The sequence below is a fragment of the Mycobacterium sp. NGS68 genome (assembly GCF_059812195.1).
In genome coordinates, this window is sequence record NZ_JCALCE010000053.1 from 17,968 (window position 1) to 30,943 (window position 12,976).

The 12,976-nt window shown below is 65.1% G+C and carries 11 protein-coding genes and 2 pseudogenes; 6 read left to right on the plus strand and 7 right to left on the minus strand.

Annotation, left to right across the window (positions count from 1 at the left end; genetic code table 11):
* Positions 1-90: 90 nt before the first annotated feature.
* The 5 genes from AC5Y5V_RS29680 to AC5Y5V_RS29700 form a co-directional block, all read right to left on the minus strand.
* Entirely contained in the window at positions 91-1,254 is a 1,164-nt protein-coding gene (locus AC5Y5V_RS29680) for a PPE family protein (RefSeq protein ID WP_499942480.1), read from the minus strand.
* A 26-nt stretch (positions 1,255-1,280) separates the two neighbouring features.
* Entirely contained in the window at positions 1,281-1,577 is a 297-nt protein-coding gene (locus AC5Y5V_RS29685; protein ID WP_499942481.1) for a PE family protein, read from the minus strand.
* A 173-nt stretch (positions 1,578-1,750) separates the two neighbouring features.
* Positions 1,751-2,893 carry a hypothetical protein gene (locus tag AC5Y5V_RS29690; RefSeq protein WP_499942483.1) on the minus strand — a complete coding sequence of 381 codons (1,143 nt, stop codon included), beginning with the start codon at positions 2,891-2,893 and terminating at the stop codon, positions 1,751-1,753.
* 31 nt (positions 2,894-2,924) lie between these two features.
* Complete coding sequence (locus AC5Y5V_RS29695; protein ID WP_499942485.1) at positions 2,925-4,127, minus strand: Rv0964c family protein; 1,203 nt, start codon at positions 4,125-4,127, stop codon at positions 2,925-2,927.
* A gap of 17 nt (positions 4,128-4,144) precedes the next feature.
* Positions 4,145-4,438: a WXG100 family type VII secretion target gene (locus tag AC5Y5V_RS29700; RefSeq protein WP_499942489.1), complete on the minus strand. Its 294-nt coding sequence runs from the start codon at positions 4,436-4,438 to the stop codon at positions 4,145-4,147.
* A gap of 294 nt (positions 4,439-4,732) precedes the next feature.
* On the opposite strand from AC5Y5V_RS29700, the gene AC5Y5V_RS29705 reads away from it, so the two are divergent.
* Entirely contained in the window at positions 4,733-5,884 is a 1,152-nt protein-coding gene (locus AC5Y5V_RS29705; protein WP_499942493.1) for a hypothetical protein, read from the plus strand.
* Between the two features lie 136 nt (positions 5,885-6,020).
* Here AC5Y5V_RS29705 and AC5Y5V_RS29710 read toward each other — a convergent pair.
* A pseudogene (locus tag AC5Y5V_RS29710) lies at positions 6,021-6,393 on the minus strand (IS481 family transposase); the annotation flags it as partial.
* 90 nt (positions 6,394-6,483) lie between these two features.
* Here AC5Y5V_RS29710 and AC5Y5V_RS29715 point away from each other — a divergent pair.
* The 4 genes and pseudogenes from AC5Y5V_RS29715 to AC5Y5V_RS29730 all read left to right on the plus strand — a co-directional run.
* Positions 6,484-7,704, plus strand: a pseudogene (locus AC5Y5V_RS29715) (HNH endonuclease signature motif containing protein); the annotation flags it as partial.
* Between the two features lie 37 nt (positions 7,705-7,741).
* Positions 7,742-9,241: a recombinase family protein gene (locus tag AC5Y5V_RS29720; RefSeq protein WP_499942496.1), complete on the plus strand. Its 1,500-nt coding sequence runs from the start codon at positions 7,742-7,744 to the stop codon at positions 9,239-9,241.
* A gap of 46 nt (positions 9,242-9,287) precedes the next feature.
* The gene (locus tag AC5Y5V_RS29725) at positions 9,288-9,812 is read left to right on the plus strand and encodes a hypothetical protein (RefSeq protein ID WP_499942500.1); all 525 of its coding nucleotides are present in this window, start codon (positions 9,288-9,290) and stop codon (positions 9,810-9,812) included.
* A gap of 9 nt (positions 9,813-9,821) precedes the next feature.
* Positions 9,822-10,280, plus strand: a complete 459-nt coding sequence (locus tag AC5Y5V_RS29730; protein WP_499942503.1) for a hypothetical protein — start codon at positions 9,822-9,824, stop codon at positions 10,278-10,280.
* Between the two features lie 115 nt (positions 10,281-10,395).
* Here AC5Y5V_RS29730 and AC5Y5V_RS29735 read toward each other — a convergent pair whose 3' ends face one another.
* Positions 10,396-11,763, minus strand: coding sequence for a hypothetical protein (locus AC5Y5V_RS29735; protein WP_499942505.1), 1,368 nt, complete (start codon positions 11,761-11,763; stop codon positions 10,396-10,398).
* A 337-nt stretch (positions 11,764-12,100) separates the two neighbouring features.
* Between AC5Y5V_RS29735 and AC5Y5V_RS29740 the strand changes: the two genes are divergently transcribed.
* Complete coding sequence (locus AC5Y5V_RS29740; protein WP_499942507.1) at positions 12,101-12,838, plus strand: hypothetical protein; 738 nt, start codon at positions 12,101-12,103, stop codon at positions 12,836-12,838.
* Positions 12,839-12,976 lie beyond the last annotated feature (138 nt).

Genomic DNA, 12,976 nt, shown 5'->3' on the forward strand with positions numbered 1-12,976 from the left:
TGCGCCGTATATCTGAGTCTTAGTGAGCCCCGCCACTACAGCGACGGTCATCCGAATTCGGTATTGGATGCCTTATTAGTCGCACGTCAATTAGCGCGGTCGCGGCAAAACGCGAACCGGGGTGCCATATTTCGGCCCGCTGGACGCGCCACCCCCGTAGCCGCCCATCGCGGCCATCGGCGCCGCACCGCCCATGCCGGCACCGGATGCGGTGCTCGGCGCGGCCGTCTCGGCCGCCACGGCGGACGCGTTGACGACGCCCGGCTGGCCCCCGGCACCGCCCGTTTGCGAGCTCGCCGCCCACGTGGCCGGCACCGAAAGGCCGCCCAGGCTGGCTCCGCGGCCGACGGCCGCCGACACGCCACTGCCCAGGCCGCCGACGCCACCCAGACCCGCGCCGGCCGCCGGACCCGCGGCGGCCGGGATCGCCCCCGCCGCGCCCGCGCTCGCGCCGAACATGCCGGGATTGCTGAACGCGCTCATGAACGGCGACAGCAGCGACTGGAAACCGCTCATGCTCTGCAGCGGCGAGGTCAGCCCGCCGCCACTGAGTGGTTGTGCAAGCCCTTGCAGGAGACTGGGAATCGTGCCGATCAGCTGCGGCCCCATACTGGCCATCGAGTCCATGCCGGGGGGCATGGACTGCGTCGCGGCCCCGGCCATGTTCTGCACGGTGTTGCCCGCGCTGGTGCCGCTCGCCTGGCCCACCGAAGCCGCCTGCGCGGCCAGCCCGGCGGGGTTGGTGGTGGGGGTCGGCGGCACGAAAGGCACCACCGACCCGACCGTGGCGGAATTGCTCCCCGCGTAGGCGTACATGGCGCTGGTGTCCTGGCCCCACATCGCCAGGTACTGCGCGATGGTCGCCGCGATCGCACCGGAGTTGACGCCCATGAAGTTGGTGGCGACGAGCGTCTGCAACCGCGCGCGGTTCTCCTCGATCTCCATCGGCGGCACCACTCCCGCCCACACCGCCTCGTAAGCCATCGCGGCCTGCGTCGCCGCGCCGGCGGCCTGCTCGCACTGCATCGCGGTCGCGAGCATCCAGACCACATAGGGTTCGGCGGCAACCGTCATCGTCATCGACGACGGGCCCATCCACGAACCGGTGGTCAATTCCGCCAGGACCGCGGAAAACGCCGCCGCGACCGAGCCAAGCTGAGCGGCCAGAGCCTGCCATGCGGCGGCCGACGCCCCCAATGCAGCGGGGCCGGGACCGCCCCAGATCATGCCCGAGTTGATCTCGGGGGGCCGCATGAAATCAACCACGACGGTCGCAGACCTCAGGTAGCCGCGATGGCGTTCGCGGCCTCGGTCACTGCGTAACTGGCCGAGCTGACACCCAGCGTCGCGGCGAACATTTCGTGGAACGCGGTGTGCATCGCGCCGAAGGCCTGATACATCGCGCCGTGGGCGTTGAAGAACACTGCAGTCAGCGCCGACACCTCGTCCATCCCCGGCGGCAGCACGGCGTTGGTCGGTTCGGCGGCGGCGGCATTGCCCGCAGCAATTTCCGACCCCATCACCTGGGCGCCGGACGAAGCCGCAGAAATGCCGGCAGGATTGGCGGTAACAAACATGGTGGCCTCCCTCGAACTGGTCTGCCCAGCATACCGAGGGTATTACTAACCTTGCCGCACCGAAAATCAGGAATTATTCGGCGCTCGATCGCGCCGTCACAAACGTCTCACCAGCAACAACATTAATCTGACACATGCGCAATAGCCGATTCAAATGGCGTTTGAAGCAATTGTTAGGTCGCGCGTTTGACGGCGGCGAGAGCAGTCTGTTTGGCGATCTCGCCACAGTCGCCGCCGGCCGGTGCGTTCAGGTCCACGGTGACTAAAGGGGTGGCGATGGGCAGGCCGGGCGCACCCGCCCCGACGATGGTCGGTTGGATGGCGAGGTTGGTTTTGGCGACAACGTAGCTGTTGCAGCCGACCTGACCGCCGGCAGTGAAGTCGAAGAGCGTCACCCCGTCGTGCTCGCTGCGAACAGGTTGGCGGGCCGGGGTCTGACCGGCGATATCGTCGATAATTCTGTCGGACCATACGGCCAGACCGTATTTGACCACGGCCGACCGGACGTCGGGACCGCTGTCAGCCTGCGTGAGCCGCAGCTCGCAGGTACCGGGATGCCGCCAGGTGGTCGGGAACTGCACCTTGGAGGGCGGATCTTTCCAGATGAACCCCACCGCGTGCAGCTCCGGCGCGGTGGCACAGGGATCGGCAGTGAGAAACTTCGCCGCGGTACCGCCGTGTTCGGCATGCGTCGGAACGCCCTTGTCCCGCAACTGCATTGCGACGTCACCCGCCAAGGCCTCGGCGAGGGGGCACAACGACGTGTCGTCGATGAGCCACATGCCGTCGGCGACGTTCATCGGGCTCACCTGGACCAAGGGATCGCGCATCGTCTTGGGCGCCCCCGTCAGGGCCGCAAGCGGCAGCGCCACCCGAAACGTGCACTTTCCCAACGTCGTTGACTTGAGCACGCCGGGATGTGACGGATCCGGGCTGAACATGGCATCGCCGTACCGGTCGGGGTCGCCGGGCCAAAGCGTGAGCAAGAGGCCAGACTTCTGGGACGGAAAGGCCACCCCGCAGCCGTCGCCGCCCGAAGGGAACAGCCGAGCGCCGAGGAAAAGCCCGGTGATGGTGGTGTAGGCGTAGCTGTAATCCTTACGGTCTTGCAGCGCACGGGGTTTGCTATCGACGAAACCGCACGGGTCGATCTGACGCAACGCATACAGCTCGGCCAGATGCTCCCGGTCGGTTGGCGAAAGCGTGAGGCCGTAGGTATCGACCGTCGCCGGGAAGAAGACCTTCGACTGATCGGGAGCATGCTGCGCGCTGTGGCAGGCCACCGTGAGCACACCACATACCAGCAGAACCGACACGCACCTCAACGCTCGCAGCATCGGTGGAATGCTATCCAACGGTGCTGTACCCGGGCACCCCGTAGGATGACCTCGCGTCAAAAAATGCCTTGATTTCCGCCGGAGTGGCGTGCCGCGGCAACGTATTTGCGCCCATGCCCCCGCCGGACGGGCGGTTGGAATCATTCACCAGGAAATTGCCGTCGCTATCCATTCCGGTGATCGAAATGAAATGACCGGGCGACTTTGGGAATGCACCGTTCACAATGGCACCGCGACCGGCCCGAACGTCTGTCGTCAGTTGTTGGAGCAAGCTATCGGTGTCACGGGACACGTGAGCTGTGGATGGGACCCCGAAGCCAGTCAGGTCGTTAGACATGTCCGTGGGCCCCCCTCGGAAGCCGTCGAATGGCGTCATTGCGTTAAATTGCCTGCCCGAAATCCGGTTGATTTCGGCTTTATTCGGCGGGAAATGCAGCGGCATGCCCCCCATCAACCTCTGCTGCACCTCCGGGGGCAAATTGATTTCCGGACCATTGGGACCCTCGCGCACACCATATTGGTTGGCCAATGCACTCGCAATCGCCCACCGCGAACAATCACCGCCGCCGTTATCCCCACCCGAGGGAACTCCAGAGATGAATTGCGACCACTGGCCCACCTGCTCCTGCTGCTCGGGAGTCAGCTTCGACGACTGCGGCTGCGGTGCGTTCTGCGTGCCCGGAATCGGTCTGCCGTTGTCGTCAAGTTGTTCATCACCGACGGCCGCACGGATCGCGGCGGCAAGTTCGTCGTCAACCTTGTTCGCCGACGCCATGATCCCGCGGATCGTCAAGTTGTCCGGCCCCGACTGCTCGAACGCGAGCGCCTTCTTCGCGGCCGCGTCGTTCTCAAAACCCGGCTGAATCGACACCGTCCCGTCGTCAGCGACGTTGAGGTGGTTCTCCCTGGCGAAACTCAACGCCGCCATCATCCGGATCCGCACACCCTCGACATCCTGCTCGGCACGGTCGACCGCCGCCGCGACCTGCTTCGACTCGTGACCATCCTGATCGATGTCTTTGCGATGCCTGTTCATCGAGTCGTGGAACGCCTGTCCCGCGTCGCCACCCCAATCGGCCAACGTGTTCTGCACCCGCTGCAGATGGGTACCGAAATCGGCGAATGCGCCTTCCCGGGTCTTGGCGACGCGGAACACGTCGTAAATAGCGTCGGGGTCCCAACGCAGAATGTCGGGAATCGTCAGCGGTGCCATCTACATCCCTTGCGCGTTCACGACGAGAGGTTGCCCTTCGAGTCCTGCTCGGTCGAGGAGAAACGCGAGGCGGCCGAGGTCATCAGTCTCGCCATCACCGTCGTTTGGACGCGGTGGTGCTCGTGGCGGCTCTCCCAATGCGCCGACAACTGCTCCAGCGCCTGCTGCGAGGACCCAACCCAGCCCGCTGACGCCGCGGCAATCGCGGCTTCGTGGGCGGCGAACTGCCGACTCACATCCCCGATTGCATGCCCGGTGTGACGTGCGCCGGTCAACACGTCGTCAGGATTGACGTTCACCCGTTCGGCCACCACACACCCCCTTTTGCCACGATTTTTGCCACGATGTCACCGATGACGATAAGGCTGCACAAACGCCTATGCGACGGCCATTACTCACTACCGGAGGATGGATGCTGCACTGCCGGCGGTCCGCCGTTACCGTGGTCCGATGGCTTGTATCGCAGCGTCAGGCCTCGGTACTTAGTGGCACCGTCGACGATTTCCGACATTCTGCGTTGGGATGACGTGTTCCGCGCCGGCAAGACCCGGTCGAGCGGTCCATCAGTCGATGAACCGCACCATCGACCTCGGTCCGAGGTATCGATGAAGCCGGTCCGCAGTTGGCTGGCCGCGTCGGTCGCCGTCGTTGTGGTGTCGGGCTGTCAGGGTGGCGCGCGCGAAGGTGCGTCGACCGCGCCGTCGCACCCCGCGGGTGGGTCGCCGGCTTCCCAAGTCCCGGTCCCAGCCGGCGTGCCCGCGCTACCGGCCGGTTCCGCGGTGGCATACCACGATGGCGCGGGGATCAAAGTGTTCTACGGCCGCTCGTCCCAAGCGAGTTTCGGGACGGCGGACTCCGGGGCCCCGTCGTTCACCGCCGACGGCAGGCATGTGTTCGCCAGTGCGGGTATGCCCGGTACACCGGAAAGCAGTCACGTCGTGGTCTTCGACATTGCAACCGGCGAGGTGCGCTCCGTCGCCTGCCCGGGCTCGGCGGCTATGGCCGCCGGCGGCAGCACGCTGGTGTGGTGGGAGGATCCCGATCGCCTGATGACCGTCGATTTGAACGAATCCGATCCGAAGCCGAAAACCCTTCGCACGGTGCAACTTCCGTCCGCGCCGCCCCGGCGTTCCGGCGGCACCTCTGTGCTCGGCGCCACCGCCGACACGGTGATCATCGGCGCGGTGCCGACGAAGATCCTCGCCACCGGAGGGCCCACCTACCTGTATGCGGTCGGTAGCAATGGTGCGGTCCGGCTTGTCGGACAGGCCGATTCGGACGGCCAGGTCACGCGGGTGTGGTTCAGCCCCGACGGAAAGCGCGTCGCTTATGTGGGCGCGAACCGCGTCAGTCCAAGTTCGCGATCTTCGGTCCCGGTACTGGTCGACGTGTCCACTTGGCAGACACAGGTCAGCGACATCCAGGAACCCACCGATCCCAATGTGGTGCCCGGGGTGGGTGGCCTGTGGTGGGACGCCGACGGGTCCCTCGCCGCCGTCTACAGCCCGACGAGACGGGACTCACCCGGCCCCCAAGCCTTGTTCGCCACCCCGCCCAACATCTGGAAGCTTGGCGACCACGCATGGAAGCAGATTGGTTTCGGCGGCGAGCGGTGGCTCTACCACCTGGCCCCCAACGCGGTTGTCGCCCTAGGGGATGCCGAACGCGGTGAGCTTTCTCTGGAGAGTCAGGGCCGCCGCGGCACGATTGCCCAAGGTGTAACTGCCGCGGCCGCGTTCCCGGCCGCCAGCGCGTAGCTGTGATGTATCAGGACGTCGGTGACGGTTGGTGTATCAGGACTTCGGTGACGGTTTCCCGGTTTGATGCCGGGTGGTCGGGTGTGTTCGGCGAGGACCTCTCGTCCAGGTCGGCCACGATGATGTGGTTGCCAACCACGCCGGCCTCGCGGAAGATACGTGCCAGCGACGCCGTGCAAGGGACCTGTTCTAGGCATCGCGTGCATCTTCTCGTGCACACTGATCGGCCCGTGGTCTAGGCCGGAGGACTCCAGCGCGGCACGCACTGCCACGGCCTGTTGCTTGACCTCGTCGGTCAACGTCGACGGACTGGACTTCGGTCGTCGGCTCCTGGGGCGGAACACCGCGGCCGGCCCTTAGGTCTTGGCGCGGTTACGCAACTCGTCGACGACTTGCGGGAGGTGCCGTGTTCGCTGCAGAACGTCGACACTTCCCCGCGGGGTTGCGTCGTCGGGCCGCGGTGAGATCGCACGGCGGACGAGAGGATCAATCGGTTCATTAATGGCCACCGCCTGAACCTTGGGGCAGAAGTGTCACCACCACGACCCCCCGTTCTGTCACCCCCGTTCTTGTCGCCCGGGCGTGGCATAATCGAATGTATGTTCGAGTCGAAGTCTGAACCGGAACCGGAGTCCCCGCCGCAACCGGAGCCGGGGTCGCGGGTGCCTGATCCTGAGGTGGTTGCGCGGTTCGATGCGATCGCTGCGAATCTGCGTGCGCGGTTCGCCCAGCGGCGCGCGTCGCCGCAGTCGCGGGAGTGGGTGGGCAGGATTTCGGCGATGGCGCGGGTGGCCAATCAGGCGGCGGGGGCGCAGTTGGTGGCGATCGGGGAGTTGTTCGCCTATCGGCTCTCGCAGGCCCCCGATACCCAGCAGTGGGCGCTGGACACGATGGATGCGGTGGCCGCCGAGGTCGGCGCGGAGTTGCGGATCAGCAAGGCCCGCGCGCTGAGCCGGGTGGAGGATGCCCGCGCGCTGCGTGAACGGCTGCCCCAGACCGGGGCGGTGTTGGTGGCCGGGGAGATCGATCTGGATGCGTTCCACACGATCGTGTTCCGCACCGACCTGATCGAGGACCCCGACATCCTGGCCCGGGTGGACGCGGTGATCGCCGCGAACGTGGCGCGCTGGCCCACGATGAGCCGCGCGCGGCTGGGCGGCAAGATCGACGCGGTGGTGGCGCGCCTGGATATCGATGCGGTGCGCCGGCGCACGGACCGCCACAATGATCGGCAGGTGTGGATCGGCGGGGAGATCGACGGCATCGCCCAGCTCACCGGCACCCTGTTCGCGCCCGACGCGCACGCCCTCGACGCCCGGCTGACCACACTGGCGGCCACCGTGTGCACCCATGATCCGCGCACCGCCGCCCAACGCCGCGCCGACGCCCTGGGCGCGCTGGCCGCCGGCGCGGACCGGCTGGGATGCCGCTGCGCACGCGGCGACTGCGCGGCCGGGGCCACGCCGCCGGCCGGCCCGGTCACCATCCACGTGATCGCCGAACAAGCCGCCCTGACCGGCGCCGGCGGGATCGCCTCGGAGATGAGCGCCGACGCGCTGATCACCCCCGAACTGCTGGCCCAGCTGGCCCAAACCGCCAAAATACTGCCGCTGATCCATCCCGGCGACGCACCCCCCGAACCCGGCTATGTGCCCTCCGCGGCGCTGGCCGCGTTCGTGCGCTTCCGCGACCTGACCTGTCGCTGGCCCGGCTGCGACGTCCCCGCCCGAGCCTGCGACCTCGACCACACCATCCCCCACGCCCGCGGCGGGCCCACCCACGCCGGCAACCTCAAATGCTATTGCCGCACCCATTACCTAACAACGAAAGGACATTTCTGTTGGTACGGTGGTGGGCATGACCGTCACCGCCGCCGACACGCTGAGGGCAGGTTGTTACCTGCGGATCTCCTCCGACCCCAACGACAAGCGCGAAGGAGTGAACCGCCAACGTCAGGACACCACCGCGCTGTGCGAGGTGAAAGGTTGGACGCCGGTCGACTTCTATGTCGACAACGACCGTTCCGCGTCCAAGGGCCAGCGCCGACCCGAGTGGGAACGGCTGCTGGCCGACCTTCGGGCCGGCAAGGTGGACGCGATCGCCGCATGGGATCAGGACCGCGGTTGGCGGATGATGAACGAACTGGAGGAACTGCGGCGGTTCTTCCGCTCCCTGGGGCGCGAGATCAAGCTAGCGACGACCGGGCAAGGCGAGATCGACCTGTATTCGCCGACCGGGGTGCTGACCGCGCAGATCAAGACGGCCGTGTCTGAGCATGAGATTGCGATGATGAGAGTCCGGCAGCGCCGCGCGGCCCGCCAGAAGGCGGAGAAGGGGTTGCCGAAGTGGAAGCGGGCGTTCGGGTACCTGCCCGACACCCGCCGCAAGGAGGACGACGACGGCACCCGGCAGATAGACCCGAAGGCCCAACAACTCGTCGAGGACGCCTATAAGGCGATCCTGGCGCGCAAGTCGCTGGGTGAGATCTGCAGGACGTGGAACGACGCCGGGGCGTTGACGCAGCGTTGGGTCAGGCCCAAAGGTATCGACGGCAAACCCCTACCAGGCGCCGAGCCTGAATTGCTACAGCGCCCGTGGACGCAACCGCAGGTGTCGAACTTCCTGCGCAAGCCCCGCAACGCCGGGTTGCGTGCCCACAACGGCGAGATCGTCGGCAAGGGCACCTGGCCCGCGTTGGTGGATGAACGCACCTGGAAAGCCGCACAGACTGTGCTCAACACACCGAGCCGCGCACCTGGACGTAAGACGGTTAACCGTCACCTGCTGACGGGCCTGCTGGGGTGCGGCAAGTGCGAGCACTACCTGTCGGGGATGCGGACCCCCGACAACACCCGCATCGTCTACTCCTGCAAGGCCTGCCGCGGGGTGTCCATCCGCGCCGAAGCCGTCGAACCGCTGGTGTACGGGCTCGTCATCGAACGGCTGGCACGTGAGGACGCCAAGGATCTGCTCAAGGCCGAGATTCACGACGAGACCGAAGCCGAAGCCATCCGCGCCGAACTCAGCGAGTTGTACACGGAACTCGAGAACATTGGCGTTGAACGCGGGCAGCGGCTGCTGACCGGGCAGCAGGCCAAGATCGCGACCGACCTGATCAACGCCGACATCGCCGAGCTAGAGCGCCGCGAACTGAGTGCCGAACGGCTCGCGGTGTTCGACGGCCTGGAAATCGGCACCCCCGACGTGGCGGTGGGCATAAAAGCGCTATCGCCGGACCGGTTCCGCGCGGTGGTCGACACGCTGATGACACTGACCGTTCAGCAGGTCGGCAAGGGCCACCGAGTCAACGGCGACCGCTTCGACCCCAACCGAGTCCAGGCCACGCCGAAACAGTGAGCCTCAGCAACACAAAACCCGAGGCGGGAAAGGATAGACATAGCCAATGACGAGCACGCCGTTCCCTTTGGTCCCCGACGACGGTGGCCGGGCCGCCGCTGGTTACGTTGGCGTTAGCGACAGGGATTGCGTGACTCGCGCTATCGCCACCGGCACTGGTCTGCCGTATAGCGAGGTCCACGCCATCGTCAACGAGGCCGCATGGCAACTCGGTCAGAAGGCTGACGATCCCGCGGAGGTCGGGGCACACGGGTTGGTCGCGCCCATGATTCTGTTGGGCGCTCGAGGCTGGAAACACTTTGACCTACACCCCAATGCTCGGCTCACGTTCGAAGACTTACGCGTGCCGCTGAGCAAGCATTCGGTGCTCATCGTAGAAGTCCAACTTGATCCGACCCTCGACCAGCGGGGAACGGCCTGGGAGACTTACCACCTCACAGCCTTGATCAACTGTGCGGTGCACGACATTCAAAGCATGGGCACCGCGGGCTTTGCACATACCCATCGGGTGAAGAACGTTTTCGGGCGCCCCGCGGGCGAGGCGCGACGCACTGTCGGGGCCCCGGAGTAGTTTGGCCTCGTGGTGAACTGCTGGGTACACGGCTGTGAAAGTGACGGATTCAAACTCCACTCCCTCACGAAACCTCAACCCCCATTTGGGTTGCCCTCCGAGGTCGTCGTGTGCGAACTTCATCGCAGCGAACTCGCAGGCGAGAACCCCGAATGGGCCATGATAAGGAGCTCAGACGGCAGGAGCCAAGACCTGTACATCGGCAGGTCCCTGCGGGAGCTAAAGCAATACCTAGTCACCGAACCCCCGGAAAAGGCCACGGTGTACGCCCTTGGGGGCACCCACCAATTCGGCGACGGCCCCTCAGGTATCCATATACCGCTCAGCGTCAGACAACGCGGGGAAGAACAGCCCGAGACTCTCACGCTGGTCTTCACACCCGAGATGCTGGTGGACTTCGCCGACAGGATTAGGCACTTCGCGGATAGACACCAAAGACTGGCAGCCTCCCCGGAAGGCGCGGAGTAGGTCGAGGCCACGCGTCTGGGCGCAATTTGGAAGCGGCGCGCCTAGCGGCTGCTCAATCGAGAATGCGCCATATCTTCGTCGGGCGGGTTTGACGTTCCAGGCCAGGCAGTCGCCATCATTGGTCGCCCCCGGAATCGTCTGCTAAGTCGATCGAGAAACGACGCTGGGCGACCATCAGCATTTGCCTAGCGGCCTCACGTGTTAGCACGCCTGTGGCCACGCACCGACCCAGCACAAAGAGGTCTTTTGTGTCAACCAGCACACCGTTGACAGTCCCGGCGAACACCTCGACATCCTCGGCTTGGCCTTCCATCAACTGCGGACGGGATTCGGGTGACCTGCTTAAGAACTGGTTCACTACGTACCAAGTCGCGTCGGGGAGTTCGCCGCTGTTCTGCACTTGGTAGATCCCCACGAAGCGACCAATCTTCTGGAAGTCGCTCGTCCTGCCCCCGCCGCCGTAACCCTTCACCTCTGCCAACGCCCGCCACGAAGTCTCGGGGTCGGTCACCCGGAGGTCTTCCAGCTTCGGACGTGGCCTACCACCACTCTCGCGATCCTCCGCGGTCCGTTTTTTGTCTACGTCCTCTACGTCGAGGCCCAGCCCATCGAGCATCGAATGGACGGCATCGACAAGTTCGTCGCCTTGGCCGGTTAGGAGGATCCGCTCCTTCTTGTCATGGACCGCCTGAGCCTCAGAGAGGGCCGACTCAGCGGCAGCCACCTTTCCGCGCAACTCGATTTCCTGCCGCTCTAATTCAACTCGAGCCTCGTCGACAGCAACCTGCAGTTGCAGCTCTTCGCGTGTCATCCATTCTTTCGACCGCGCCCAGTCAGGTGGTCCTGGAAAGCGTTCCGGGTCGTCGTGATGCCAGGCATCAAGGGCAGCGCTTATCCAGGCCGCAAAGTCGAAGGTTTCGGCGTCGAGCTCATCAACTGGTAGCCACCACACTTCCGCGATCTCCGGGTGTCTGTAGATAGCAGCGAGTGGCTTGTTGTCGGACGTTGCCAAGAGTGGGATCACGGTGGTCTGATTCGGAGTTTGCCTGTCCCAAGTCTGGTGAAATACGGTGCGACGGCTTTCCCGCCCCACAAATAGCGGTACCAAAGTTTTCTCAACCAGGGCACGCAAGTTGGGAGGACATCCGACCGGGATATGCAGTTCGTCGCCAAACGACTCCAACAGCCTGGGCCCCGGTGTTGCGCCAGCCATCTTCGCAACCCATACGCTGACTGGATCACCGCCGAACTGAAGCACTCGGAGGTGTGCCTGTTCTCCGCCGCCGATTAGTGTCCGTTGCGCGCGGCAGTCAAGGGCTTGCTGCCATACGATGACGAGATCGCGCTCGTGCACCGGCTGCTTGTCAATCACCACCGGACTGTGGGAGCCCACCAAACTGTCCACCGCGCGCCACAGGGGACTATCTTCGGCGCAATTCGCGGTGATTGTCCTCGGACGCTCGTGCACGTTGTAGACCGCCACTCCACAGGATGTTATAGGCGCCTGAAGCCGCAAACAACCGCCCAGATGGCTGGACTGATTTCGCGAAGCCGATAACCCCGTACACAGGGAACCGGCCCTGCAGTGCGGGGGTGGGAGAAGTTCAAGACTTTGCCGTGCATGCCAGCAAATTAGTTAGCGTAACGAGCTGACAGACTGAGATGGATCACGAAAAGTGTTGTCTACCAGCGTATTTGGATGTCGATTCCGTCCGCGATCAGGCCAGTTGACTGGCATTTTTCCTTGCCAAATGTGTTTGCTGGCGGGTAGAATCGAGGTAGTTCGGCCACCCGGTCGGGCACGTTGATTGGAGATTGTCATGGTTGCTAGTACTCGCGCGTCGTCCAAGCGCGCCTCGACTGTCTCGCCGGGTCAGTTGCCGCTGACGCCTGCCTCGCCGGAGGTCGAAGCGTGGGAACAGATCGCCGCTGGCGAGAGCACCGAACCGGCGTCTGTACAGGTCAGCTCGCCGAAGATGAGCGCGGAGCAGCGGCAGGCGATGCAGGCTGACGCCAACGTGCGCAGGGCGGCGGGCAGGGTCGACACGGCGCTGAGTGACCTGCAGGCGGAGTTGTCGCTGGCCAAGGCGGGCCAAATCTGGCGGTTGCTGCCGGAGCCGTTCGAAACGTGGGAAAGCTACGTTTCCGACGTCGCCGAGAAGCACCTGCAGTTTGCCATGCACTCGACGATGCGGGTTCCGCTGGTCAAATTCCTGACCCTGCAAGGCCTGTCGACCCGCAAAATCGCGCTGCTGGCCAAGTCGTCTCCGACGCAGGTCCGCCGTGACCAGCAGGCGCAGACCGCCGCTGCCAAGGCGGACGGCAGCTACGTCAAGCCTGCCCCGAAACTGCCGACCGCCGAGGCGGTCAAGCGGATGCTGACCAAGGTGTCCGACAACGCGGGTTCATTCGGCATCGACGACCTTCGGGTACTGCGGCGGGTGCTGAAGGACGCCAGCGAGGCAGTCTCGGACGCCATCGACGCCGCGCTTGACGGGTCCATCGCCCGGCATCCGGCCGGGTCCGCCGTCGTCGCCGGGTCCGCCGCCGTCGCATGAAGAGCAGGACACGACCGGCCAAGGTCTAGTTGGCCGGTCGCGTCGCTACCGAGGATACCGAGAGGAGTTGACATGACCATCGCACTGGCAACCGCGCTAATCGGCCTGATGCTGGCTATCGCGTCGGTCGGCTACGGC

Coding starts and splice junctions, on each gene's coding strand:
- AC5Y5V_RS29680 (WP_499942480.1), bottom strand. CDS start 1,254: ATGCGGCCCCCCGAGATCAACTCGGGCATGATCTGGGGCGGTCCCGGC.
- AC5Y5V_RS29685 (WP_499942481.1), bottom strand. CDS start 1,577: ATGTTTGTTACCGCCAATCCTGCCGGCATTTCTGCGGCTTCGTCCGGC.
- AC5Y5V_RS29695 (WP_499942485.1), bottom strand. CDS start 4,127: ATGGCACCGCTGACGATTCCCGACATTCTGCGTTGGGACCCCGACGCT.
- AC5Y5V_RS29705 (WP_499942493.1), top strand. CDS start 4,733: ATGAAGCCGGTCCGCAGTTGGCTGGCCGCGTCGGTCGCCGTCGTTGTG.
- AC5Y5V_RS29720 (WP_499942496.1), top strand. CDS start 7,742: ATGACCGTCACCGCCGCCGACACGCTGAGGGCAGGTTGTTACCTGCGG.
- AC5Y5V_RS29725 (WP_499942500.1), top strand. CDS start 9,288: ATGACGAGCACGCCGTTCCCTTTGGTCCCCGACGACGGTGGCCGGGCC.
- AC5Y5V_RS29740 (WP_499942507.1), top strand. CDS start 12,101: ATGGTTGCTAGTACTCGCGCGTCGTCCAAGCGCGCCTCGACTGTCTCG.